The 26,036-nt window shown below is 56.0% G+C and carries 17 protein-coding genes; 2 read left to right on the plus strand and 15 right to left on the minus strand.

What is annotated here, in order from left to right; all coding sequences use genetic code 11:
- Nucleotide 1 precedes the first annotated feature (1 nt).
- Nucleotides 2-2,392 carry a maltodextrin phosphorylase gene (malP, locus tag ACMYSO_RS12130; protein WP_123757314.1) on the minus strand — a complete coding sequence of 797 codons (2,391 nt, stop codon included), beginning with the start codon at nucleotides 2,390-2,392 and terminating at the stop codon, nucleotides 2-4.
- Between the two features lie 608 nt (nucleotides 2,393-3,000).
- On the opposite strand from malP, the gene malT reads away from it, so the two are divergent.
- Nucleotides 3,001-5,706 (plus strand): HTH-type transcriptional regulator MalT, encoded by a 2,706-nt coding sequence (malT, locus tag ACMYSO_RS12135; RefSeq protein WP_434670629.1) that lies wholly within the window; start codon nucleotides 3,001-3,003, stop codon nucleotides 5,704-5,706.
- A 6-nt stretch (nucleotides 5,707-5,712) separates the two neighbouring features.
- On the opposite strand, the gene ACMYSO_RS12140 is transcribed toward malT, so the two are convergent.
- The 3 genes from ACMYSO_RS12140 to glpE form a co-directional block, all read right to left on the minus strand.
- Nucleotides 5,713-6,471, minus strand: coding sequence for a DeoR/GlpR family transcriptional regulator (locus ACMYSO_RS12140; protein WP_434582707.1), 759 nt, complete (start codon nucleotides 6,469-6,471; stop codon nucleotides 5,713-5,715).
- A 54-nt stretch (nucleotides 6,472-6,525) separates the two neighbouring features.
- Nucleotides 6,526-7,356 (minus strand): rhomboid family intramembrane serine protease GlpG, encoded by an 831-nt coding sequence (gene glpG / locus ACMYSO_RS12145; RefSeq protein WP_434582706.1) that lies wholly within the window; start codon nucleotides 7,354-7,356, stop codon nucleotides 6,526-6,528.
- A 188-nt stretch (nucleotides 7,357-7,544) separates the two neighbouring features.
- Entirely contained in the window at nucleotides 7,545-7,874 is a 330-nt protein-coding gene (gene glpE / locus ACMYSO_RS12150) for a thiosulfate sulfurtransferase GlpE (RefSeq protein WP_123757310.1), read from the minus strand.
- Nucleotides 7,875-8,088: 214 nt separating this feature from the next.
- Between glpE and glpD the strand changes: the two genes are divergently transcribed.
- The gene (glpD, locus tag ACMYSO_RS12155) at nucleotides 8,089-9,597 is read left to right on the plus strand and encodes a glycerol-3-phosphate dehydrogenase (protein WP_434670631.1); all 1,509 of its coding nucleotides are present in this window, start codon (nucleotides 8,089-8,091) and stop codon (nucleotides 9,595-9,597) included.
- A 99-nt stretch (nucleotides 9,598-9,696) separates the two neighbouring features.
- Here glpD and glgP read toward each other — a convergent pair whose 3' ends face one another.
- From glgP to ACMYSO_RS12210, 11 genes are all read right to left on the minus strand, one after another.
- Nucleotides 9,697-12,144: a glycogen phosphorylase gene (glgP, locus tag ACMYSO_RS12160; protein WP_434670632.1), complete on the minus strand. Its 2,448-nt coding sequence runs from the start codon at nucleotides 12,142-12,144 to the stop codon at nucleotides 9,697-9,699.
- Nucleotides 12,145-12,161: 17 nt separating this feature from the next.
- Complete coding sequence (gene glgA, locus ACMYSO_RS12165) at nucleotides 12,162-13,595, minus strand: glycogen synthase GlgA (RefSeq protein ID WP_434582702.1); 1,434 nt, start codon at nucleotides 13,593-13,595, stop codon at nucleotides 12,162-12,164.
- Complete coding sequence (glgC, locus tag ACMYSO_RS12170; protein ID WP_434582701.1) at nucleotides 13,595-14,890, minus strand: glucose-1-phosphate adenylyltransferase; 1,296 nt, start codon at nucleotides 14,888-14,890, stop codon at nucleotides 13,595-13,597. Before glgC ends, glgA begins: the two co-directional genes overlap by 1 nt.
- Before the next feature lie 80 nt (nucleotides 14,891-14,970).
- Nucleotides 14,971-16,947 (minus strand): glycogen debranching protein GlgX, encoded by a 1,977-nt coding sequence (gene glgX, locus ACMYSO_RS12175; RefSeq protein ID WP_434670633.1) that lies wholly within the window; start codon nucleotides 16,945-16,947, stop codon nucleotides 14,971-14,973.
- Nucleotides 16,944-19,130, minus strand: a complete 2,187-nt coding sequence (gene glgB / locus ACMYSO_RS12180) for a 1,4-alpha-glucan branching enzyme (protein ID WP_434670634.1) — start codon at nucleotides 19,128-19,130, stop codon at nucleotides 16,944-16,946. The genes glgX and glgB overlap by 4 nt, the downstream gene beginning before the upstream one ends.
- A 251-nt stretch (nucleotides 19,131-19,381) precedes the next feature.
- Entirely contained in the window at nucleotides 19,382-20,488 is a 1,107-nt protein-coding gene (gene asd / locus ACMYSO_RS12185) for an aspartate-semialdehyde dehydrogenase (protein ID WP_154144988.1), read from the minus strand.
- 428 nt (nucleotides 20,489-20,916) lie between these two features.
- The gene (gntU, locus tag ACMYSO_RS12190; RefSeq protein WP_123757302.1) at nucleotides 20,917-22,257 is read right to left on the minus strand and encodes a gluconate transporter; all 1,341 of its coding nucleotides are present in this window, start codon (nucleotides 22,255-22,257) and stop codon (nucleotides 20,917-20,919) included.
- A complete protein-coding gene (gene gntK, locus ACMYSO_RS12195) occupies nucleotides 22,257-22,787 on the minus strand; it encodes a gluconokinase (RefSeq protein WP_434670636.1) in 531 nt (176 codons plus the stop codon). Before gntK ends, gntU begins: the two co-directional genes overlap by 1 nt.
- Nucleotides 22,788-22,973: 186 nt before the next feature.
- Nucleotides 22,974-23,969 carry a gluconate operon transcriptional repressor GntR gene (gene gntR, locus ACMYSO_RS12200; RefSeq protein ID WP_123757301.1) on the minus strand — a complete coding sequence of 332 codons (996 nt, stop codon included), beginning with the start codon at nucleotides 23,967-23,969 and terminating at the stop codon, nucleotides 22,974-22,976.
- A 113-nt stretch (nucleotides 23,970-24,082) separates the two neighbouring features.
- Nucleotides 24,083-24,778 carry a pirin family protein gene (locus ACMYSO_RS12205; protein WP_434670637.1) on the minus strand — a complete coding sequence of 232 codons (696 nt, stop codon included), beginning with the start codon at nucleotides 24,776-24,778 and terminating at the stop codon, nucleotides 24,083-24,085.
- A 121-nt stretch (nucleotides 24,779-24,899) separates the two neighbouring features.
- Nucleotides 24,900-25,937 carry an oxidoreductase gene (locus tag ACMYSO_RS12210; protein ID WP_434670639.1) on the minus strand — a complete coding sequence of 346 codons (1,038 nt, stop codon included), beginning with the start codon at nucleotides 25,935-25,937 and terminating at the stop codon, nucleotides 24,900-24,902.
- Between the last annotated feature and the right edge of the window lie 99 nt (nucleotides 25,938-26,036).

Consider the following 26,036-nt stretch of genomic DNA (forward strand, 5'->3'; position numbering starts at 1 on the left):
CTTAGCGTTTTGCCTGCCAGATACGTTGTTGATAATCGCGGATAGAGCGGTCGGAGCTGAACATACCGCAACGCGCAGTATTCAGAATGGTCGCGCGCGTCCAGGCTTCCTGGTCACGGTACAATTCATCCACCTGCTTCTGCGCCGCCACATAGGCTTCGAAGTCCGCCAGCACCAGGTACGGGTCGCCGCCTTTCAGCAGGCTGTGCAGCATCTGGTCGAAGGCGTGTTTATCGCCATCGCTGTACTTACCGCTTTCCAGCTCTTTCAGCACCGCATCCAGCAGCTTGTCTTTCTTACGCCATTTCAGAGGGTCATAGCCTTTCGCCTTCAGCGCTTTCACTTCTTCGACGGTGTTACCGAAGATAAAGATGTTTTCCTCGCCGACCTGCTCAGCGATTTCAACGTTCGCGCCGTCCAGAGTGCCGACGGTCAATGCGCCGTTCAGCGCCAGCTTCATGTTGCCGGTACCGGAGGCTTCTTTACCTGCCGTGGAGATCTGCTCAGAGATATCCGCCGCTGGGATCAGCATTTCCGCCGCGGAGACACAATAATCCGGCAGGAACACCACTTTCAGCTTATCGCCCACCAGCGGGTCGTTATTGACCGCTTCCGCTACCTTGTTGATAGCGAAAATGATGTTCTTCGCCAGGTAGTAGCCCGGTGCCGCTTTCGCGCCAAACAGGAATACGCGCGGTACACGGTCTGCCTGCGGATTTTCACGAATCTCTTTGTACTGCGCCAGGATGTTCAGCAGGTTGAGGTGCTGACGTTTGTACTCGTGCAGACGCTTGATCTGGATATCGAAAATCGCCTGCGGGTTAATCTCGATACCGGTACGCAGCTTAACGAACTCCGCCAGACGGACTTTGTTCGCCAGCTTGATGTCACGATACGTTTTACGGAACGCCGCATCATCGGCATATTTTTCAAGATTAATCAGCTGATCGAGGTCGTTAGCCCACTCTTTCTTCAGCGTCTTATCCAGCAGCGCGGCCAGGGCCGGGTTGCACTGTTTAATCCAGCGGCGCGGCGTGATGCCGTTGGTAACGTTATGGAATTTGTTCGGCCACAGCTGGTGATATTCCGGGAACAGATCCTTCACCACCAGATCGGAGTGCAGTGCCGCCACGCCGTTCACCGCGAAGCCGCTGACCACGCACATGTTCGCCATACGAACCTGCTTGTCATGCACCACCGCCAGTTTCGCCCACACCTGCTTATCGCCCGGCCAGGTTTTCTCAACCAGGGTTTTAAACTGTTTGTTGATTTCGTTAATGATCTGCATGTGACGCGGCAGCAGCGCTTTGACCAGCTTCTCGTCCCAGCACTCCAGCGCTTCAGGCATCAGCGTGTGGTTGGTATAGGCGAAGGTTTTGCTGGTAATAGCCCATGCATCGTCCCAGCTCAGCTGGTGCTCATCGATCAGCACGCGCAGCAGTTCAGGGATGGCAATCGTCGGGTGCGTGTCGTTAAGCTGGATCACTTCGTAATCCGCCAGCTCGGCCAGCTTGCGGCCTGCCAGATGATGACGACGCAGAATATCGGCAACCGAACAGGCGCACTGGAAGTACTGCTGCATCAGACGCAGCTTTTTCCCTGCCTGGTGGTTGTCGTTCGGGTAGAGTACTTTAGTCAGTTTGGCCGCGTCGATACCCTGCTGTTCAGCACGCAGGAAATCGCCGTCGTTAAATTTGGTCAGGTTAAACGGATGCGCGTGGGTCGCCTGCCATAAACGCAGCGGCTGCGCGACGTTATTGCGATAGCCCAGTACCGGCAGATCCCAGGCTTCACCGGTAATCACAAACGCCGGCTGCCAGGCACCGCTCTTGCTCACCTTACCGCCCAGCCCGACCTGTACGTCCAGCTGTTCGTTATGGCGGAACCATGGGTAGCGACTACGCCCCCAGTCATCAGGTGCTTCAATCTGCTGGCCATCGTTGAAAGACTGGCGGAACAGACCGTATTGATAATTGAGGCCATAGCCGGTTGCTGACTGGCCTACGGTCGCCATGGAGTCGAGGAAACAGGCTGCCAGACGGCCCAGGCCGCCGTTACCCAGTCCCGGATCGATCTCTTCTTCCAGCAGGTCGGTCAGGTGGATGTCGTGCGCTTTCAGCTCATCGCTCACCCCTTGATACCAGCCGAGGTTCAGCAGGTTGTTACCGGTCAGGCGGCCAATCAAAAACTCCATCGAGATGTAGTTGACGTGTCGCTGTCCTTTCGCGGGTTTCGCGATCGGCTGAGCCGATAACAGCTCGGCCAGCGCGCCGCTCACGGCGTGCCACCACTGACGCTGCGTCATCTCAGAAGCGGACTGTAAGCCAAGATGCTGCCACTGACGGGTCAGTGCAGCCTGAAACTGATCTTTATTAAAAGAAGTCTGTGACATAAGAAATCCGGGTCCTTTACTAAAACGTTGGCGTTAGTGTGCCGACCTCCTGCAGCGACGTCCTCATCCCGATGGGGATTAGGCAGGGAGGAGCAGCAGGGATGAGCGAAAAGTGTGATCGTGGCCACTATAACGGTAGCTCTCTGAGAAAAATTTGCTGAATAAATCACCACGCCGGGGGGCGATAGAGGGACAAAATCTGTTACAGGGCGAAACATGGCGCTCAACCCAATACCCTTGCGCAATTATCACCAAATAAAAATAAACATTGTGTAAAAATAATCCTCTCCGGGATGCTCAATACGTCAAAACACTTATTTCTAAGAATTTGCTGACATTAATTTAATAAAAACATGCAACTACAAGAAAATGCAGTGAAATTCATTTCATCGCCGCTGAAAGTGCGATCAAACCCAGGCTCCACGCCCACTGGTACCGGTTTTACCATGCGAGTGATTTAATGAGGAATTTGTGACCTGGTGCAAATTCAAGAGCATAAAATTCGGACATAACTTGCAATAACTTTCATAATCGCCGACCTTAATAGTCATTAATTACGAAGCGCAAAAAAAATCGCAAACCTCTCTTGCACAGCGAAATGATTAACTATGTTGATTCCGTCTAAATTAGGTCGTCCAGTCCGCCTTGAACACACTGTGGTTCGCGAGCGATTACTGGCGAAACTTTCCGGCGCGAACAATTACCGTCTCGTGTTGGTCACCAGCCCGGCAGGCTATGGCAAGACCACGCTCATCTCACAGTGGGCGGCGGGGAAAAAAGAACTTGGGTGGTTCTCGCTCGATGAAGGCGACAACCAACAGGAACGTTTTGCCAGTTATCTGATCGCCTCCGTTCAGCAGGCTACCGGTGGGCACTGCGCCGCCAGCGAGGCGATGGTGCAGAAGCGCCAGTATGCCAGCCTCCCCTCGCTCTTCGCGCAGCTGTTTATTGAACTTGCCAGCTGGCAGCATCCGCTGTACCTGATCATCGATGACTATCACCTGATCAACAACCCGGTGATTCATGATGCGATGCGCTTCTTCCTGCGCCACCAACCCGAAAATATGACCCTGGTGGTGCTCTCGCGTAACCTGCCGCAGCTTGGCATTGCCAACCTGCGGGTCCGCGATCAACTGCTGGAGATCGGCAGCCAACAGCTGGCGTTCACCCATCAGGAAGCCAAACAATTTTTCGACTGTCGCCTGACGTCACCGATTGAAGCAGAAGACAGCCGCCGGCTGTGTGACGATGTCGCCGGCTGGGCAACCGCACTGCAGCTGATTGCCCTGTCTGCACGCCAGAACAACTCCTCCGCTCACCACTCCGCCCGACGTCTGGCCGGTATTAACGCCAGCCACCTGTCCGATTACCTGGTGGATGAGGTGCTGGATAATGTCGATGCCCGGACGCGCAATGTCCTGCTGAAAAGCTCGCTGCTACGTTCAATGAACGATGCGCTTATCGTGCGCGTGACCGGTGAAGATAACGGCCAGATGCAGCTGGAAGAGATTGAACGTCAGGGCCTGTTCATGCAGCGGATGGATGATTCCGGTGAATGGTTCCGCTATCACCCTCTTTTCGGCAACTTCCTGCGTCAGCGCTGCCAGTGGGAACTGGCAACCGAACTCCCTGAAATCCATCGCTCCGCCGCAGAAGGCTGGATGGCGCTCGGCTTCCCGAGCGAAGCTATCCATCATGCACTGGCGGCCGGCGATGCAAAAATGCTGCGCGATATCCTGCTCAATCACGCCTGGGGCATGTTTAACCACAGCGAGCTGGGGCTGCTTGAGCAGTCGCTGGCGGCGCTGCCGTGGTCAAGCCTGCTGGAAAACCCGCGCCTGATTCTGTTGCAGGCCTGGCTGATGCAAAGCCAGCACCGCTACAGCGAAGTCAATACTCTGTTGGCCCGTGCCGAGCAGGAGATGGATATTAAGCTGGATACCGCCATGCATGGCGATTTCAACGCCCTGCGCGCGCAGGTGGCCATTAACGCCGGCGATCAGGAAGAGGCTGAGCGTCTGGCAATGGTCGCCCTCGACGAGCTGCCGTTGGCCAGCTACTACAGCCGCATCGTCGCCACTTCGGTGCACGGTGAAGTCCTGCATTGCAAAGGCCAGTTGAGTAAATCGCTGGCGGTGATGCAGCAGACGGAACAGATGGCCCGTCGCCACGATATCTGGCACTACGCGCTGTGGAGCATGATCCAGCAAAGTGAAATTCTGTTTGCCCAGGGCTTCCTGCAAGCCGCGTGGGAAGTTCAAGAGAAAGCCTTCCAGCTGATCCGGGAACAGCATCTCGAACAGCTACCGATGCATGAGTTCCTGCTGCGTATTCGTGCGCAGCTGCTGTGGGCATGGGCGCGTCTGGACGAAGCAGAAGCCTCAGCCCGTAGCGGGATGGAAGTGCTGGCGACCTATCAGCCGCAACAGCAGCTGCAATGCCTGGCCTTGATGGTCCAGTGCTCGCTGGCGCGCGGGGATCTGGATAACGCCCGCAGCCATCTCAATCGTCTGGAAAACCTGCTCGGCAACGGTCACTACCATAGCGACTGGGTGTCGAACGCCGACAAGGTCCGGGTGATCTACTGGCAGATGGTCGGCGACAAAGCCGCGGCGGCCAACTGGCTGCGCCAGACGCCAAAACCAGAATTTGCCAATAACCACTTCCTGCAAAGCCAGTGGCGCAACATTGCCCGGGCGCAGATCCTGCTGGGTGATTTTGACTCGGCGGAAATGGTACTGGAAGAGTTAAACGACAACGCGCGTTCGCTGCGCCTGATGAGCGATATCAACCGCAACCTGCTGCTGCTCAACCAGCTGTACTGGCAGGCGGGACGCAAAGGCGAAGCGCAAAAAGTGCTGCTTGAAGCGCTGGCCCTCGCTAACCGCACCGGGTTTATTAATCACTTTGTGATTGAAGGCGAAGCCATGGCGCAGCAGCTGCGTCAGCTTATCCAGTTAAATACCCTGCCAGAGCTGGAGCAGCACCGCGCCCAGCGCATCCTGCGCGATATTAACCAGCACCATCGCCATAAATTTGCTCACTTTGATGAAGGCTTTGTCGAGCGCCTGCTGAGCCACCCGGAAGTCCCGGAGCTGATCCGCACCAGCCCGCTGACCCAACGCGAATGGCAGGTATTAGGGCTTATCTACTCCGGCTATAGCAATGAGCAGATCGCGGGTGAACTGGACGTTGCGGCCACGACCATTAAAACCCATATTCGTAATCTGTATCAGAAGCTGGGAGTCGCACACCGCCAGGATGCCGTTCAGCATGCCCAGCGGTTGCTTAAAATGATGGGATACGGCGTCTGACGCCGTTTAGCACAGTTCCAGCTGAACGTTATTCTCGGTAATGACCTTCAGCACGCCTGCCGGCGGCATCACATCGGTGTAGACTGCATCGACCATGCTGATGCTGCCCATATTCACCATCGCGTTACGGCCAAACTTCGAGTGATCCACTACCAGCATCACATGGCGCGAGTTTTCAATGATCGCGCGCTTGGTCCGCACCTCATGGTAATCAAACTCCAGCAGTGAACCGTCACTGTCAACGCCACTGATGCCGAGAATGCCGAAATCCAGGCGAAACTGGGAGATAAAATCCAGCGTCGCTTCGCCGATAATGCCCCCGTCACGGCTGCGCAGCTCGCCACCGGCCAGAATAATGCGGAAGTCCTCTTTCACCATCAGCGTGGTGGCGACGTTGAGGTTATTGGTGACGATACGCAGATCGTTATGCTCCAGCAGCGCGTGCGCGACGGCTTCCGGGGTGGTGCCAATATCAATAAACAGCGTGGCGCCGTCGGGAATTTGGCTTGCCACCTTACGGGCAATGCGCTCTTTTTCCTGCGTTTGGGTGGCTTTTCGGTCGTGCCACGAGGTGTTCACCGAACTGGACGGCAGCGCCGCACCGCCGTGATGACGCAGGATCATCTTCTGTTCAGCGAGGTCATTCAGGTCACGACGAATGGTCTGCGGGCTGACGGCAAACTGCTCGACCAGTTCTTCCGTACTGACATATCCCTGTTTTTTTACCAGCTCGATAATCGCGTCATGACGTTGTGTTTGTTTCATGAAATATCCCTGGGATTATAAGACTCACTTCACAGAGAGCCCGGTGAAGAGGCGCTATGTTCGCTTTCGCACATGCTGAGTATCGACAAACGCCATCGCCAGCCCGGTCAACAAACCTGCCACGTGCGCGCCGTTCGCTATCGACATGCCAAAAACATCAAACCATCCAGCCACTAACCATACTAAAGAGAAGAGGATCAGGCCGCGCTGTAAATAGATGCCGCTTTGCGGATCCCGCTCGCCCCGCAGCCAGACATAGCCCATCAACGCATAGACTACGCCGGACAAACCGCCAAACCAGGGACCGCTATATTGATGCTGGATAAACCCGCTCAACAGGGCGCTAATCACGGTGATGACCACCAGCTTGCCGGTGCCAATACGTTTTTCCACCGCGCCGCCGAGGTACCACCACCATAGCAGGTTGAACAGAATATGCATCAGCGAGAAGTGCATGAAAGCATGGCTAAAGTAGCGCCAGGCCTCAAATTTCAGTGACGGATCATACGGCCAGGCCAGCAGCAACATCACCGGCTGGTCGCCGATAAGATTTTGCAGCACAAAGACCAGAATACAGGCGATCAGCACCGCCCACGTAAAAGGTCCGGCGTTACGGCGCAGGGTGGCAAAAAAGGGAAAGCGCTGGTAGCGCAGACCGCTGTTGGTGTGTCCGGACTGCCAGCTGGCCGCCAGATAGCGCGGGTCGGCCGGGTTTTCCAGAAAGCGAGCCAGTTCAGTCTGCACCCGCCCGGCCTGGCTCTCATCAGCCAGCCAGACATCACTCTGCTCATGCTGCTGAATGGTCAGGATAATGCCTTGCGTCGCCATATAGTCGACAAACGCCTGGGCCACACGCGGGTTAGCAAAAGAGGTAATCATTAACATACAGCGGGTCGCTTATTCCACACAAAGGGGGCTAGTATATACACTAAACCCGTCGAGTTGCAGGAGATGTACGCCACTGACGCCACGGGGCCGTCGCGCTTATGGCCTTGAGACAGCATCAGCCAGCAAGAGAGTGCCGCACCTTATCAACGGCATCGACCAGCCGACGGCTGGCCAGGAAAAGACGCTTACAGCGCGCCATGCTCCACTTCCGCCGGGAAGTGGCGATGCCACGCATCAAAACCGCCATCCACGCTGTAGACCTTGTCATAGCCCTGCTGCAGTAGATACTGCGCGGCGCCTTTGCTGCTGTTGCCGTGGTAGCACATCACCATCACTGCGGTTTCAACATCGTTATCGCGCATAAACGCGCCCAGCGTATCGTTGGTCAGATGAAACGCGCCCGGCGTGTGCCCCATCGCAAAGCTCTGCGGGTCGCGAATATCCACCAGCACCGCCATCGCCTGATGCAGTTTCTGGTGCGCTTCTTCTACGTTGATACATTCAAAGTGGTCCATGTGCTCTGTTCTCTATATATAGCAGGGGTTTTTACGGGCGGTAACCGGCCATGATTCTACTGCCTAGTTTACCGTCAGACGGCAATTAAACACCAATATGTTACATGCATCACTCTGAAATGTTTTTTTGATGTTACCAAAGGCGCGTTTGTTTGCTATATTGAGCGATATCGAACATTTGTGAGCTTAAACGAAAGTGCCAGAGGTAGCGAACGTGGAAACCAAAGATCTGATTGTGATAGGGGGAGGCATCAACGGTGCCGGTATCGCGGCAGACGCCGCCGGGCGTGGTTTATCCGTCCTGATGCTGGAAGCACGCGATCTCGCCTGCGCCACCTCCAGCGCCAGCTCAAAGCTGATTCACGGCGGGCTGCGCTACCTTGAACACTACGAATTCCGCCTGGTCAGCGAAGCGCTGGCCGAGCGCGAAGTGCTGCTAAAAATGGCGCCGCATCTCGCCTTCCCGATGCGTTTTCGCCTGCCCCATCGCCCGCACCTGCGCCCGGCCTGGATGATCCGGGTGGGTCTGTTTATGTACGATCATCTCGGTAAACGCACCAGTTTACCCAGCTCAACCGGGTTGCGATTTGGCGCAGAATCAGTGCTTAAACCTGAAATTGTGCGCGGTTTCGAATATTCTGACTGCTGGGTCGACGATGCGCGGTTGGTACTGGCTAACGCACAGATGGTGGAACGCAAAGGCGGCGAGGTCCGTACCCGTACCCGGGCTCTCTCGGCAAAACGCGAAAACGGTCTGTGGATTGTTGAAGCCGAGGATATCGATACCGGCGAGAAATTTACCTGGCAGGCCCGGGGACTGGTCAACGCGACCGGCCCGTGGGTCAAACAGTTCTTTGACGACGGTATGCAGCTACGCTCGCCGTACGGCATCCGCCTGATCAAAGGCAGCCATATCGTGGTGCCGCGGGTGCATACCCAGAAGCAGGCCTACATTCTGCAAAACGAAGATAAGCGTATTGTCTTCGTCATCCCGTGGATGGATGAGTTCTCGATCATCGGCACCACCGACGTGGAGTACAACGGCGATCCGCAAAAAGTGGCGATCGATGACAACGAGATAAACTATCTGCTGAAGGCCTACAACGCCCACTTCAAGAAAACGCTGTCGCGCGACGATATCGTCTGGACCTACTCCGGCGTCCGCCCGCTGTGTGATGATGAATCGGATTCACCGCAGGCCATCACCCGCGATTATACCCTTGATATTCATGATGAAAATGGTCAGGCACCGCTGCTGTCGGTGTTTGGCGGTAAGCTGACCACCTATCGCAAGCTGGCCGAACACGCGCTGGAAAAACTGACGCCATACTATAAAGGGATCGGTCCGGCGTGGACCAAAACTGCCGTGTTACCCGGCGGTGATATCGGCGGTGACCGGGATGATTACGCAGCGAAACTCCGTCGCCGCTTCGCCTTTATCAGCGAATCCATGGCGCGCCACTATGCCCGCACCTACGGCAGCAACAGCGAACTGATCCTCTCCGGTGCGTCCTCGCTGAACGATCTGGGTGAAGACTTTGGCCATGAGTTTTACGCAGCCGAGCTAAAATACCTGGTCGAGCATGAATGGGTACGCAGCCTTGACGATGCCATCTGGCGTCGGACGAAACAGGGGATGTGGCTGAACGACGAGCAGCAGGCGCGGATCGCTGAATGGCTGGCGCAGCGCGTGGGAAAGACTGAACTCTCTCTGGCGTCCTAAGCAGCTGACCGGACCCGTGATACACCATAAAAAAATGCTGGTCACCTTAAGTGACCAGCATTAGGCCATCTGGCCCCGTGTGTTTTAGTGCACGAACGGCTACAGCCGGACGGGGTCGATATGCCAGATATGGTCGGCATACTCCTGAATCGTACGGTCGGAGGAGAAATAGCCCATATTGGCGATATTAAGCATCGCTTTCATGGTCCACTCTTCCGGATGACGATACAGCTCATCGACTTTATCCTGGCAATCTACGTAGCTACGGTAATCCGCCAGCACCTGATAGTGGTCGCCAAAGTTAATCAACGAATCCAGCAGGTCACGATAGCGCCCCGGCTCTGAAGGACTAAACACACCGGTGCCGATTTGCGTCAGCGCCTGATGCAGTTCCGGATCCTGCTCGTAGAACTCACGTGGCTTATAGCCGCTCCTGCGCAGCGCCTCCACCTCTTCTGCGGTATTGCCGAAGATAAAGATATTCTCCTCTCCGACGTGCTCCTGCATCTCGACGTTGGCGCCGTCCAGGGTCCCAATAGTCAACGCGCCGTTCAGCGCGAATTTCATATTACTGGTCCCGGATGCTTCGGTTCCCGCCAGCGAAATCTGTTCGGAAAGATCGGCTGCCGGAATGATCACCTGCGCGAGGCTGACGCTGTAGTTCGGGATAAACACCACTTTCAGCTTATCGCCAATCTGCGGGTCGTTGTTCACCACCGCCGCCACGTCGTTAATAAGATGAATAATGTGCTTCGCCATGTAGTAGGCCGATGCGGCTTTCCCGGCAAAGATATTCACCCGCGGCACCCACTCGGCGTCAGGATCGGCCTTGATACGGTTATAGCGCGCAATTACGTGCAGCACGTTCATCAGCTGGCGCTTGTACTCGTGGATACGCTTGATTTGCACATCAAATAGCGCTTTCGGGTTCACCACCACGTTCAGATGCTGGGCAATGTAGTTCGCCAGCCGCTGCTTGTTCTCCAGCTTCGCCTGACGCACGGCGAGGTTCACCGTCGGGTAGTCGATATGCTGCTCCAGCTCTTTCAACTGGCTCAGATCGGTACGCCAGGTGCGGCCAATGTGCTCATCCAGCACCTTCGATAACGGCGGGTTCGCCAGCGCCAGCCAACGCCGTGGCGTCACGCCGTTGGTAACGTTGGTGAAGCGCATCGGGAAGATTTTCGCGAAGTCAGCAAATAAAGACTCCACCATCAGCCGTGAGTGCAGCTCGGAAACACCGTTCACTTTATGGCTAATCACCACCGCCAGCCACGCCATGCGCACCTGACGACCGTTAGATTCATCGATAATCGACGTACGGCTCAGCAGCCCGGTATCGCTAGGGTACTGCTCCTGAAGCGTCTTCAGGAAATAGTCGTTGATCTCAAAGATAATCTGCAGGTGTCGCGGCAGGATTTTCCCGAGCATATCGACAGGCCAGGTCTCCAGCGCTTCGCTCATCAGGGTATGGTTGGTGTAGGAGAACACCTGGCAGGTGACTTCGAAGGCCTCGTCCCAGCTGAATTTATGCTCGTCAATCAACAGGCGCATCAGTTCCGGAATCGACAGCACCGGGTGGGTATCGTTGAGGTGAATCGCAATCTTCGCCGCCAGGTTGGCGTAGGTTTTATGCAGCTGATAGTGACGGCTGAGAATATCCTGCACCGTGGCGGAAACCAGGAAATACTCCTGACGTAAGCGCAGCTCGCGTCCGGAATAGGTCGAGTCATCCGGATACAGCACCCGGGAGACGTTTTCCGAGTGGTTTTTATCTTCTACCGCAGCAAAGTAATCGCCTTGGTTAAATTTACCGAGGTTGATCTCGCTGCTGGCCTGCGCGCTCCACAGCCGTAGGGTATTGGTGGCGTCGGTGTCGAAGCCCGGGATAATCTGATCGTACGCTTCCGCAAGGATCTCTTCGGTCTCTACCCAGCGGGATTGTTTACCTTCCTGCTGAATGCGCCCGCCAAAGCGCACTTTGTAACGCGTATTGTGGCGTTCAAACTCCCACGGGTTACCGTACTCCAGCCAGTAGTCTGGTGACTCTTTCTGCCGCCCGTCCACGATGTTTTGCTTAAACATCCCGTAGTCATAACGGATCCCGTAGCCCCGTCCCGGCAGACCTAAGGCCGCCAGAGAGTCGAGGAAACAGGCCGCCAGACGCCCCAGGCCGCCATTGCCGAGGCCCGGGTCGTTCTCTTCATCAATCAGCTCTTCCAGATTGAGCCCCATCTCTTCCAGCGCATTGTTCACATCCTCATAGATGCCCAGTGACAACAACGCGTTAGAGAGGGTGCGACCAATCAGGAATTCCATCGACAGGTAGTAAACCTGGCGAACCTCCTGAGAAAGCTGCGCGCGATTGGAGCGTAACCAGCGCTCAACCATCCGGTCGCGGACGGCAAACAGGGTGGCGTTGAGCCACTCATGTTTATTGGCGATAGCCGGATCTTTGCCGATGATAAACATCAGCTTGTAGGCAATAGAGTGCTTTAACGCCTCAACGCTCAGCGTGGGTGATGCATAGCTAAAGGGTACATTCATCGCAATGACTCCTGTGGTTACATCAAGCGTTGATAAAGTTCGCGATAGGAGTTCGCGGCAACCTGCCAGCTAAAATCCATATTCATCGCCTGGCGCTGCACATATCGCCACAGCGACGGGCGCGACCACAGCACGAAGGCGCGTCGAATGGCCCGTAATAGCGAAAGTGCATTACTGTCTTCGAACACAAAACCGCTGGCCACGCCATCGGCGAGGTTTTCCAGTGAACTGTCGGTGACGGTATCCGCCAGGCCGCCGGTACGACGGACCAACGGCAACGTGCCGTACTTCAGGCCATACAGCTGTGTTAAGCCGCAGGGTTCAAAACGGCTGGGAACCAGAATCACGTCGGCACCGCCCATAATGCGGTGGGAGAAGGCCTCGTGATAACCGATCTGCACGCCAACTTTCCCCGGATGTTCCGCCGCCGCGGCCAGGAAACCTTCCTGCAGTACCGGATCGCCCGCCCCCAGCAGCGCCAGTTGCCCGCCCTGCTCCAGCAGGCCCGGCAGCGCTTCCAGCACCAAATCCAGCCCTTTCTGGCTGGTCAGGCGGCTGACGACGGCAAACAGTGGCGCTTTGTCATCGACCTTCAGCCCCATCGCAATCTGCAGCTGACGTTTGTTTTCTGCTTTCTCTTCAAGGCGGTCACGATCATAACGCGCGGCCAGCAGCAGGTCGCTTTCCGGGTTCCAGATACGGTCGTCTACCCCGTTAAGAATCCCCGAGAGCCGCCCTTCGTGCTGGCGCTGACGCAGCAGCCCTTCCATGCCGTAGGCGTATTGTGGCTCGGTGATCTCGCGCGCGTAGGTCGGGCTCACTGCCGTAATGTGGTCGGCATAATAGAGTCCCGCTTTCAGGAACGAGATCTGCCCGTTGAACTCGAGGCCATGCATGTTATAGAACGACCAGGGCAGTTCGATATCATTCATGTGCCAGGAGTAGAACATCCCCTGATAGGCCAGGTTATGCACCGTAAAGACCGATTTCGCCGGGTGTCCGCGTGCCGCCAGATAGGCGGGCGTCAGCCCCGCATGCCAGTCATGGGCGTGCACAACATCGGGACGCCAGAAAGGATCCAGCCCGCTGGCCATTTCGCTGCCGACCCATCCCAGCAGCGCAAAACGCAGTACGTTGTCGGTATAAGCATGCTGATGGGTATCGTGATAAGGGCTCCCAGGGCGGTCGTAGAGATGTGGGGCATCGATCAGATAGATCCCCACGCCGTTAAAATGGCCGAACAGCAGCGTCATACGACCCGCGAAGGTATCCCGGCGCGTCACTACCTGCGCATCGGTCACTCCACGACGGATATCAGGGAAGGCCGGTAACAACACACGCGTGTCTATACCTTCCGCGATTTGTGCCGCAGGCAGCGCGCCGATGACATCTGCCAGGCCGCCGGTTTTTAACAGCGGAAACATCTCCGAACATACGTGTAAGACCTGCATTAGCGCTCCTGTTTATGCCCCAACTTCCGCAACATATCACGCGTAACCAGCACGATACCTTCCTCTGAGCGGTAGAACCGACGCGCATCTTCTTCCGCATGTTCACCGATCACCATCCCTTCAGGAATGACACAGGCACGATCGATTACACAGCGGCGCAGACGGCATGAGCGCCCCACCCATACTTCTGGCAATAAGACTGACGAATCAATGTTACAGAATGAGTTCACGCGCACGCGCGGGAACAGCACCGACTGCACCACCACGGAGCCGGAGATAATACAGCCGCCCGACACTAGGGAGTTCAGCGTCATGCCGTGACTGCCGGAACGGTCCTGCACAAACTTCGCCGGCGGCAGAGACTCCATATGGGTGCGAATCGGCCAGTTCTGGTCATACATATCCAGCTCCGGCGTCACCGAAGCCAGGTCCAGGTTCGCTTTCCAGTAGGCTTCCAGCGTTCCCACATCACGCCAGTACGGTTCCGCATCCTGGTCAGATTGCACGCAGGAAAGTGGGAAAGGATGTGCATAAGCCATGCCAGCTTCGGTGATCTTAGGAATAATATCTTTACCGAAATCGTGGCTGGAATTTTCGTCGTTATCGTCTTCCGCCAGCAGCTCATAAAGATAATCCGCATCAAAGACATAGATCCCCATGCTGGCCAGCGATTTACTCGCATCGCTTGGCATGGCCGGCGGGTTGGCCGGTTTCTCGACGAACTCGATGATTTTGTCGCTCTCATCCACCGCCATCACGCCGAAGGCGGATGCCTCTTCGATGGGCACCGGCATACAGGCGACGGTGCAGCGCGCCCCTTTTTCGACATGGTCGATAAGCATGCGGGAATAGTCTTGCTTGTAGATATGGTCGCCGGCGAGGATCACCACATATTCTGCTTTATAGCGGCGGATGATATCGAGGTTCTGCGTCACGGCGTCCGCGGTGCCGCGATACCAGTTTTCGCCATGCACACGCTGCTGTGCCGGCAGCAAATCGACGAATTCGTTCATCTCTTCGCTAAAGAACGACCAGCCACGTTGAATATGTTGTACCAACGTGTGGGATTGATACTGGGTGATCACGCCAATACGGCGAATACCTGAGTTAATGCAGTTAGATAACGCGAAATCAATGATGCGAAACTTACCGCCAAAATGGACGGCCGGTTTTGCACGCTTGATTGTTAAGTCCTTAAGCCGGGTACCGCGCCCCCCCGCCAGAATCAACGCAACGGTTTTGATCGGCAACTGACGCGCCAGCATCAATGGGTCATTCTTTTCAAGCCTAACCATGATTAACTCCTTTTTACATCCCGGTCTTCCCGTCCTTCCCACCGCGCAGCCGCCGCGAGTCCAACCGGAAGCTTCAGGGCTTACGACCTTTGAAATACGCACACTCCGTGCGCGGGCCCATGCCAGACAGCTATGACAACCGGATTATCCTCTCCGGCGAAAGGAGGAACGGCGTGCCACTCCCCCTCAGGTAATTCCATTGGCGCCACCTCCGGGGTGGCGTTCAGCGTCACCAGCCAACGATCGGAGAGTAGAATTTGCAGGCGTGGGATGCCATGCTGCCACTCGTCAGCGGTTAATGGTTGCGCATTCTGGTTTAGCCACAGCACGTTGCCGTCCCCTTCCTGCCACCACGCATTCCCGGTTAAGGCCGGTATGCTGCGGCGCAAATGAATGAGCGCGGCGGTAAATGCGGTCAGTCCACCATTGGCCTGACTCCAGTCAAGCCAGGTCAGGGCATTGTCCTGACAATAGGCGTTATTATTGCCATGCTGGCTATGACCATGCTCGTCACCCGCCAGCAGCATCGGCGTACCCTGTGCCAACAGCAGCGTGGACAATAGGGCATGAACGCTGTCCCGACGCCGTTCCATCACGTCAAGACTGCCCCCTAACCCTTCTATACCATGGTTGCTACTGTAGTTATTGTTAGTCCCATCGCGATTCTCTTCACCGTTTGCCTCATTGTGTTTCTGATTGAAACAAACGCAGTCGCAGAGAGTGAACCCGTCGTGGGCGGTGACCAGATTGACCGCCGCGGCCGGCAGCCGCCCGTTTTGCTGAAAAACATCGCTGGAGGCGGCAAAACGCCGGGCGAACTCGCCCAGCGACACGTTGTTATGTAGCCAGAACCGCCTTGCGACATCACGGAAATGATCGTTCCATTCGGCAAACAGCGGCGGGAAATTGCCCACCTGATACCCCCCGGCACCAATATCCCAGGGTTCAGCAATCAGCTTGACGGCCGAAAGCTGCGGATCGTGGCGAATCGCCTCAAACAGCGGCGCATCCTGGCGAAATTGCGGGGTACGGCCCATCACCGAAGCCAGGTCGAAACGGAAGCCGTCGACGTGGCACTCATCGACCCAAAAGCGCAGACACTGACGAGCAAACTCCACGGTGCCAGGCTGGCTCAGATTGAGGGTGTTGCCGCAACCGGTCCAGTTGTAGTAATCCCCGTCGTCTCTTATCCAATAATAGTAACGGTTGTCGATTCCGCGAAAACAGAAGGTCGGCCCCTCCAGGTCAATTTCCGCACTATGGTTCAGCACCACGTCGAGGATCACTTCAATGCCCGCGGCATGCAGCGCTTTCACCGCATCACGAAACTCGTCGAGCGCGCGCTCCGGCTCGCTGGCGTAGCGCGGGTCGAGCGCGAACATCGCCATCGGGTTGTAGCCCCAGTAGTTGCTCAACCCCATTCTCTGCAATCGCGGTTCACTGGCGAACTGCGCCACTGGCATCAGCTCTAGCGCCGTGACCCCAAGGGTGGTGAAGTAGTCGATCATCACCGGATGGCCCAGCGCTTTATAGGTGCCACGAATGGCCTCTGGCAGCGCCGGGTGTAGCCACGTCAGTCCTTTCACATGGGCTTCGTAGATGACCGTCTGCCCCCAGGGCGTCCGGGGCGGCGTATCGTTGTGCCAGTCGTAGCGCAGATCCACCACCTGCGACTTCGGGGCGATCGCTGCACTGTCGCGGTGATCGGGCGTGCGGTCGCCGCCGTGGAGCCGCGGGTCATCGGGCAGCCCCCCCTCGACCCGATGACAACAGGGGTCGAGCAGCAGTTTCGCCGGATTAAAACGGTGCCCTTGCGCCGGGTCCCACGGGCCGTGAACACGGTAGCCGTAGCGTAACCCTGGCCCGGCATCCGCCAGCCAGCCGTGCCAGATATCCCCGCTGCGCGCGGGTAAATCAAAGCGCTGCTCATTACCCTGTGCATCAAAGACGCACAGCTCTACCCGCTCAGCGTGGGCGGATAAGAGCGTAAAATTCACGCCCTTTCCATCATAGCTTGCGCCTAACGGTGAGGGTTTTCCGGCGGCCAGCATCGTCATTGTGCCTCCCGTACCAACCAGACGGTCGCCAGCGGCGGTAGCGTAATTGACAGCGAATGTTCACGGCCGTGGCTGGCGATAGCATCACTTTCCACGACGCCACCGTTGCCGGTATTACTACCGTGGTAGTGCATCGAGTCAGTATTCAGCTCTTCACGCCAGCGTCCAGGCTGATTGATCCCGAAACGGTAGTCATGACGCGGAACCGGAGTGAAGTTGCTGGCAACGATAATCTCGTTACCGGCTTTATCGCGGCGCACGAAGACGAAGACCGAGCGCTCATGATCATCCACCACCAGCCATTCAAAGCCGTAGGGGTCAAAATCGAGTTCGTGGAGCGCTTTATGGTGGCGATAAGTATGGTTTAGATCGCGCACCAGCCGCTGGACGCCGTGGTGCCAGTTATCACCACCTTCCAGCAGATGCCAGTCCAGGCTGCCATCGTGGTTCCACTCCCGCCCCTGGGCAAACTCGTTCCCCATAAACAGCAGCTTTTTGCCCGGGAAGGCAAACATCCAGCCGTAGTAGGCGCGCAGGTTGGCGAACTTCTGCCATGCGTCACCGGGCATGCGGTCCAGAATCGATTTTTTGCCATGCACCACTTCATCGTGGGACAACGGCAGCACGAAGTTTTCGGTGTAGTTATAGAGCATCCCGAAGGTCATCTTGTCGTGATGATGACGGCGATGGACAGGATCGAGCTTCATGTAATCGAGGGTGTCGTGCATCCAGCCGAGGTTCCATTTGAACCAGAAGCCGAGGCCGCCTGTCGACGAAGGCCGGGAAACGCCTGGGAAATCGGTGGACTCTTCCGCCATGGTGACCGCCCCCGGCGTCTGTTCGCCGAGCACGCGGTTGGTATTACGCAGGAACTCAATCGCCTCGAGGTTTTCCCGACCGCCAAACTCGTTTGGCACCCACTCGCCCTCTTTGCGGCTGTAGTCGCGATAGATCATCGACGCCACGGCATCGACCCGCAACGCATCGATCCCGAAGCGCTCAATCCAGTACAACGCATTCCCGACGAGGAAGTTGCTGACTTCGCGGCGACCGTAGTTATAGATCAGCGTATTCCAGTCCTGGTGATACCCTTCGCGCGGGTCGCTGTGTTCATACAGCGAGGTACCATCAAACGAGGCGAGCGCGAAATCATCGGACGGAAAGTGGCCGGGAACCCAGTCCAGAATCACGTTCAGCCCAGCGGCATGTGCGGCATCGAGGAAGTAACGGAAATCTTCACGGGTACCAAACCGGCGGGTCGGTGCGTACAGCCCGGTGGGCTGATAGCCCCAGCTGCCATCAAACGGATGTTCGTTAACCGGCAGCAGCTCCAGATGGGTAAAGCCCATCCATTTGGCATAAGGCACCAGCTGGTCAGCCAGCTCGCGATAGCTCAGCCAGAAGTTGTTATCGGTATGGCGGCGCCATGAACCGAGGTGAACTTCATAAATCGAAATCGGCGCATCAAACTGGTTAGCCTGGCGACGCGCTTCCGGCTGTTCGACCTTTTCCGGCAACCCGCAGATAAGCGAGGCGCTGTCCGGGCGCATCTGCGCTTCAAAGGCATAAGGGTCAGATTTCACCCGCAGATGGCCGTTGGCGTCGATCAGTTCGAATTTATACAATTGACCGTTATGCGCGCCGGGGATGAACAGCTCCCAGATACCGGACTCTTTTCGCAGGCGCATCGGGTGGCGGCGCCCGTCCCAGTAGTTGAACTGGCCGACGACGGAAACCCGGCGGGCGTTCGGTGCCCAGACGGAGAATCGCGTCCCGGTGATCCCGTCCATCGTGTCAGCATGCGCGCCCAGCGTCTCATACGGGCGCAGATGGGTCCCCTCAGAGAGCAGCCAGACGTCGAGATCCTGCAGCAGCGGGCCAAAACGGTAAGGATCATCAATCAGATTTTGTTGGCCATGCCAGGTCACCGCCAGCTGGTAGCGGAAGGCATTTTTTCGACGCGGCAGAACGCCGCTAAAGAAACCGCGTGAATCGAGGCATTCCAGTTTGCCAACTTTACGCCCGGTTTTCGGCTCAATAACCCATACATCAGTAGCATCGGGTAATAACGCACGTACCTCCAGACCGGCATCCGTTTGATGCATGCCAAGCACGGAAAAAGGGTCCGCAAAATGGCCAGAGATAAGCGCATTAATCACGTCTCTATCGATACGATTAGACATGGTTTCATCCTGTTGTAAGTGCCGTCATTTCCTGTATCTGACGACTTTTTTTGACCTGAACGGTGCAGCACTCTGTGCATCCTTCTGCTCCGTCCCACCTTCAGGTAAGGCAACGTTGTCGTTCCTTACTTAAAGCATAGCCAAGGCTGAGTTACCTCCGTTGGAAAAAATCTAACATCCGCGTTTACTCCTTGTATTACGCAAAAAAAAGGGGGTGTTAAACACCCCCTTTCCCGTTGTTGAGTCGGATATTAAGCCAGCTGGCGCAACATGCGTCGCAGCGGCTCCGCAGCGCCCCACAGGAGCTGGTCTCCGACAGTGAAGGCCGAGAGATACTCCGGCCCCATATTCAGCTTGCGCAGGCGACCGACTGGGGTGGTCAGGGTGCCGGTAACGGCAGCCGGGGTCAGCTCACGCATGGTAATATCACGATCGTTCGGTACCACTTTGGCCCACGGATTGTGCGCCGCCAACAGTTCCTCAACGGTCGGGATAGAGACATCTTTTTTCAGTTTGATGGTGAACGCCTGGCTGTGACAACGCAGGGCGCCCACACGAACACACAGACCATCAACCGGAATCACTGACGGGGCGGCGAGGATCTTGTTGGTCTCTGCCTGGCCCTTCCACTCTTCACGGCTCTGGCCGTTATCCAGCTGTTTGTCGATCCACGGGATCAGACTGCCCGCCAGCGGCACACCAAAGTTATCGACTGCCAGCTCGCCGCTACGCGTCAGCGACGTCACTTTGCGTTCAATATCCAGAATCGCAGAAGCCGGGTCCGCCAGTTCTGCCGCTACGTGGGTATGCAGCTGGCCCATCTGGGTCAGCAGCTCGCGCATGTGGCGCGCGCCGCCGCCGGAAGCTGCCTGATACGTCGCCACGCTAACCCACTCAACCAGATCCTGTGCAAACAGGCCGCCAAGGGACATCAGCATCAGGCTGACGGTACAGTTACCGCCAACAAACGTTTTCACGCCGTTGTTCAGGCCTGCGGTAATCACATCCTGGTTAACCGGATCGAGAATAATGATGGCATCGTCTTTCATACGCAGCGACGAGGCCGCATCAATCCAGTAACCCTGCCAGCCGCTCTCACGCAGCTTCGGATATACATCGTTGGTATAATCGCCGCCCTGGCAGGTCACAATAATATCCAGCGCTTTCAGTGCTTCCAGATCAAATGCATCCTGAAGCGTGCCGCCGGTGCTACCACCGAAGGAAGGAGCAGGCTGCCCCAGCTGAGAGGTGGAGAAAAAAACAGGGCGAATGGCGTCGAAATCGCGCTCTTCAACCATGCGTTGCATGAGTACAGAGCCGACCATTCCGCGCCAGCCGATAAAACCAACATTTTTCATAACGTATTTCCTGGGAGATGTGTGCTGTTTGTGCCAAGCCAGTTTCCTACTGGATCATCCCTCACATTACAAAATGCTGCTAAAGTCGCAAGTGAAATTAATCAATGATTGCGCGGCAATCAGAAAAGCAGCTTATTATTCACGCCACCTCTGTTGCCAGCAGCATCCAGGAAACCCTAAAGATTATCGGTATATTGCCCGGGGAAGGGAATATTTTCTGCCGCTGATTTATTGATCTGGGTTATGAAATCGTCCGGAAATGGGGCTACTGACATGTGAAGGGACGGTTCGCACAAACCCAGAGCTGGTGCGGCTTTACGAGGATTAATACATTTTTCGCAGCGCTCAGCAGGAAGGTAATTTCGGGTGATAGCGGAGGGAAATATCGCCCGGCGTTGCATCGCTCAGCCGGGCGAGGTGACCAACGTTTAGCTCAGCAGCGTAAACGCGATCATACCGACGATGGCACCGGTGGTACCGAGGATAGTTTCCATCATCGTCCAGGTTTTTAACGTCTGCGCTTCGGTGGCGCCGGTAAATTTACCGAACAGCCAGAAGCCCGCATCGTTGACGTGACTCACTACGATGGAGCCGCCGGCGATACAGATGGACAACGCTGCCATTTGCGCACCACTGTAGTTCAGTTGCTCAATCACCGGCATCACCAGCCCGACGGCGGTTAAGCAGGCCACGGTCGCAGAGCCCTGAATAATACGCACCGCAGCCGCCAGTACGAAGCAGGTCACGGCAATCGGCAGACCCATACCGGTCAGGGCTTCACCCAATGCCGGGCCCACGCCAGAATCCACCAGCACCTGTTTAAAGACACCGCCCGCCCCGATAACCAACAGGATAATCCCCGCCGGCTGCAGCGCGTGACCGCAGATCTCCATGACCCGGTCTTTTGCCATGCCCTGACGAACCGCCAGACCATAAATCGCCACCAGACAGGCCACCAGAATCGCGGTGAACGGATGGCCGATAAACTCGAACCATTCATAAGTCGTAGAGCCTACCGGCACAAAGCGTGCGGCGACGGTTTTCAGCCCAACCAGCACCAGCGGCAGCAGAATCAGCGACAGGCTAAAGCCAAATGACGGCATCTTGCCTTCACCGAGGCTCGGCTCACTGATATCGTCAGGAATATGCAGTTCTACATAGCGGCTGATAAAGTTGCCCCACAGCGGACCGGCGATAATCATTCCCGGAATCGCCGCGCACAGACCAATCAGAATCATCCAGCCAAAATCGGCGTGCATCTGTGATGCCAGCAGCATCGGCGCCGGTCCTGGCAGCAGGAATGCCGCCGCGGCAGCAACGCCGGCGAACAGCGGGATCACCAGCTTCACCAGGTTGGTACCGGTATGGCGCGCCATCGAGAAGGCGACGCTGATCAGCAGTACGATAGCCACTTCGAAAAACAGCGGCAGCGCACAGATAAGCCCGGCCAGACCAATCGCATAATGGGCGCGGTTATGGCCGAAAGATTTCAACATCTTCACGGCTATCTGATCGACCGCGCCGGTCTCATGGAGGATCTTGCCGAACATCGCACCAAGCGCCACGACTATCGCCAGGAAGCCCAACGTACCGCCCATCCCTTTTTCCATGGTCGCTGCGATCTTATCCAGCGGCATTCCCGAAAAGAGACCGGCACCAATAGAAACCACCATCAAGGCCACGAAGGCATGCATACGTGCCTTCATGACTAAAAACAGCAGCAGCAAAACGGAGCCGACTGCGGTTAAAACAAGCGTTAAAGTACTCACTAGTTACTGCCTTTGTTGATCACCTCAATGGTGCTCGCGACCACGCCTTCCAGCGATTGATCAATATCGACGATTAAGACATCGCCTTCGTCTGCGCCTGGCTCCTGCAGCGTTTCAAACTGCGTCACCAGCATCTGGGTTTTGAAGAAGTGGCCTTTACGCGCCTTCAGACGGCTTTCGATCAGGTCAAAATCCCCTTTCAGGTAGACAAACGATAGGTTCGGGTTACCTTTACGCAGAATGTCGCGATAGCTCTTTTTCAATGCGGAGCAGACAATCAGCGAAACTTTATTGGTGCGCTGCATAGCAAAAGCGGCGTCGTTCAACGCCTGGAGCCACGGTGTACGGTCGTCGTCATTTAACGGCTCACCGGCGGCCATCTTATTGATATTGCTGCGCGGATGCAGAAAGTCGCCATCAAGAAACGCGGCATGCAGTTGATGCGCCACTTCGCTGGCGACAGCGGATTTGCCACTGCCGGAAACGCCCATCAGGACATAGACGTGGTGATCATGGTTAGTCGTGCTCAAAGCTTCCTCCCACTGGACACATATGCGAGGCCGCGCAAGCTGCAGGAATACAGCATGGAAGGCTCGCATACAGATTGATTGTTACGGGTAACTGTTATCGGTAACATTGTCATGCCGGACTAAGGGATAAGCAATCACCATTCGTGCCAGAAATGAATATGTGTGATCTACTTCAAACTTGTCGGATTAAATAGATCCGCCCGGTGACAATGTGAAACCTAAATCTAACATCTTAGGCGTAACAGTTTCACCACGGATACGCGCCAGCAGGCGTTCGGCGCCAATGCGACCCATGCGCTCACGCGGGGTCAGCACGCTGGCAAGCCGCGGTTCCATCACCTGACCAATATCATGGCCGTGGAAACCAGCAATCGCCATGTCATCCGGAATTTTTAATCCCAGGCGCTGGCACTCAAATGCCGCCCCGACCGCCAGGTCATCGTTGGTACAAAAAATACCGTCGAGCTGCGGGTACTCCCGGCGCGCCTGACGCATCAGCTCAATCCCTGATGAGTAGGACGACGACTGTTCAACCATCACGCTGTAAGGCGTCATGCCGGCATCAAACATCGCCTGCTCGTAGCCCTTCTGTTTGATGATAGTACGTTCATCGAGGCGCGCACCAAGATAAGCCACATGGCGATGGCCGCGGGCAATAATCGCAGCGGTCATCTGTCGTGCGGCGTCGAAGTTGTCAAAACCCACGGCGATATCGAGACACGGCGACTGGCTATCCATCAATTCGACCACCGGAATGCCGGCCACTTCGATCATCTTCAGCGTGCGGGGAGTATGGGTGCGTTCGGTGAGGATCAGGCCATCAATGTTCCAGGAGAGCATGGATTCAAGACGTTTCTCTTCCATCTCCGGCTTATAGCCGTAGTGCGCCAGCATCGTTTGATAGCCGAAAGCATCCGTGACGCTTTCAATGCCGCGCAGCACTTCCGAGAAGACCTGGTTGGTTAACGACGGCAGCAGCACGCCGATAGCGCGGCTGGTCGCATTCGAGAGGATATCAGGCGCACGATTGGGGATATAGCCCAGTTCATCGAGAGCAACGGCAATCTTGCCACGCAAAGCCTCGGAAACCTGTTCCGGGTTACGTAAAAAGCGACTGACCGTCATTTTGGTCACGCCGACAAGATCGGCTACATCCTGAAGTACGGGTCTTTTCTTTTTCATCGTCCTGACTGTGATAAACGGGAGACATTTTCTCAGTTTATCACGGACAAAGCCCAACCTTCCCGGATGTTTGGGAAGGTTGGGCAATTAATTTAGACTTGTTCAACAAGGGCTCAGACCGGCGGCAGATCGAACAGCAGGATTTCGCTATCGCTGTCGGCGTGAACAGAAATAGCCTGCTCATCCCAAATCGCCAGGCCATCGCTGGTTGTCGCTTTGGTCCCGTTGATGGTCACTTCGCCCTTCACGACCTGGATCCACACGCGGCGTTCAGCGGCAATCTGATGTACTGACTGTTCATCTTTCAGCAGCGCCCAGCGGTACAGCTCCATATCCTGGTGCACTTTCAGCGAGCCTTCGCGAGCATCCGGCGACAGCACCAGCTGTTTGCCCTGCAGAGCATCAAAGCGACGCTGTTCGTAGCGCGGAGTAATCCCGTTTTCCTGCGGCATAATCCAGATTTGATACAGGCGCAGACGCTCGGTGCTGCTCGGGTTGTATTCCGAGTGACGAACACCGGTACCGGCGCTCATGATCTGGAACTCACCGGCAGGCACCTGCTCTTTGTTACCCATGCTGTCCTGGTGTTCAACCGCCCCTTCCAGCACATAGGTCAGGATTTCCATGTCTTTGTGCGGGTGGGTACCGAAGCCCTCACCGGCATCAATCACGTCATCGTTAATCACGCGCAGTGCCGAGAAGCCCATAAAGTTCGGGTCGTAATAGTTAGCGAAAGAGAAAGTATGCCAGGAATCCAGCCAGCCATGGTTAGCGTGACCGCGGTCGTTAGCTTTGCGTAAGTAGATCATGTTGCACCCCCGTATGTTTTCGATGGAATAAGTGTGGACTCATTCCACTGACGATCATAGAGGGTGAAAATTGACTCCTCTGTTCAAAAAATATGAACAAGAACCGAGGAGCCAAAAAAGCTTATTTCATGAGGGTTATTGCGGATGGAGAAGGCTGCTCAAAGCCGCGTTCGAGGATCTCCATATTGGTGAGAACCTCAGATTCATTGACGTAATTTTCCCGTCCGTTCACCAGGGTGTCGTACAGCGCATCATAGACCCGCCCATAGTCACCCGACTCTACGCCGATCTCCTCACGCACGCTGACGCCGGTGTCATCAACATATTCCAGCACACCGATGCTGTCATCCGCGGCAAAACCAGCTTCCCCCGGCATGATATTGGCTTTCAGGCTGGTCTCCTGCTGATCGATGCCGTACTTAATAAACGACCCACGATGACCGTGGACGATAAACTTCGGATAAGGCAGCTTCACCAGATGGCTGGTTTTGACGATGGCTTTCATGTTGCCGTAGAACAACTGGGCTTCGAAGGTATCATCCGGATTGGCTTTATTACGCACGCTGCGGATGTCATAGGCCACGCGGTCCGGGCGACCAAACAGCGAGATAATCTGATCCATCGTGTGCACGCCAAGACCGTAGAACGCGCCGTCCTGCGGCAACCCCGGTTTGCCACCGTCCACCGGACGATAGTTGTCAAAGTGGCTCTCAATTTCGACGATCTCGCCGAGTTTTCCGCTCTCGATAACTTTTTTCATCGTCAGGAAGCAGGAGTCAAAGCGACGGTTCTGGTACGGCGTCACCGTCAGGCCTTTGCTCTTCGCCAGCGCAAACAACGCTTTCGCTTCTGCCATCGTTGGCGTGAACGGTTTTTCCACCAGCACGTTTTTGCCCGCCTCCAGCGCCCGTTTTGCATAGTCAAAATGGCTATCCGCATGGGTACAGACAATCACCAGTTTGACCTGCGGGTCATTGAGCACCTCATCAAGATCGCTGGTGAAGTGGATATGCGAGTACTGCGGCCCCTGCTCTTCGGGCTTCGCGCTGCGGCGATAGATATGTGCGACGTGCCAGCGGTCTTTACGGTGCAGAACATAGGGCAGATGGTAGCGGGTGGTGCTTTTACCGAATCCGATAAATGCGCAATGCAGAATCATAATACCGTCCTTTGTTGAGGTTTCTGCCGTTAACCATAACGCACCCCGGCGAGGAACTTAACTCTTTCCCGGCCAGCGACTGCAGAAATTTATCTGCAG

This window comes from Klebsiella sp. B345 (assembly GCF_051131735.1).
Taxonomy (GTDB): domain Bacteria; phylum Pseudomonadota; class Gammaproteobacteria; order Enterobacterales; family Enterobacteriaceae; genus Klebsiella.